The sequence below is a fragment of the Mesorhizobium sp. M2E.F.Ca.ET.209.01.1.1 genome (assembly GCF_004010375.2).
In the GTDB taxonomy this organism is placed as follows: domain Bacteria; phylum Pseudomonadota; class Alphaproteobacteria; order Rhizobiales; family Rhizobiaceae; genus Mesorhizobium.
Map to the genome: position 1 here is coordinate 1 of NZ_SADP02000469.1, position 362 is coordinate 362.

Consider the following 362-nt stretch of genomic DNA (forward strand, 5'->3'; position numbering starts at 1 on the left):
CGCGAAGGACCCGGGCGGCATTTCTGGCGGCAACCACGAAGATCGCCGCCAGCGTCACCGCACCCAGGATTCCCGCTTGCACCAAGGCGGTCAGGAAGCCGTTGTGGAAATGATTGAAACCTTCATCCATCCCGAACTGATCCTGAAAACCCTGCTTGATCAAGAGCCGGGTGGCACCCACGCCATGTCCGAAAAATGGCATCTCCCGAAATGCCTTCAGCCCGATATCCCAAAGGGCGACGCGCGATCCCAAAGCTGTCGTGTGGTCACCATGGGTCAGCGCATCCCAGTCCGAGTGCAGAAATGCGACACGCCCCGCTATCGTCTGGGACCCGAAAACCGCGCTCGCAGCCACGATCGCG

1 protein-coding gene is annotated in these 362 nt (G+C 60.8%); it reads right to left on the reverse strand.

The window, feature by feature from the left end:
* Positions 1-362: O-antigen ligase family protein (locus EN852_RS36520; RefSeq protein WP_135879736.1), on the reverse strand; the 362-nt coding region annotated here is incomplete at both ends.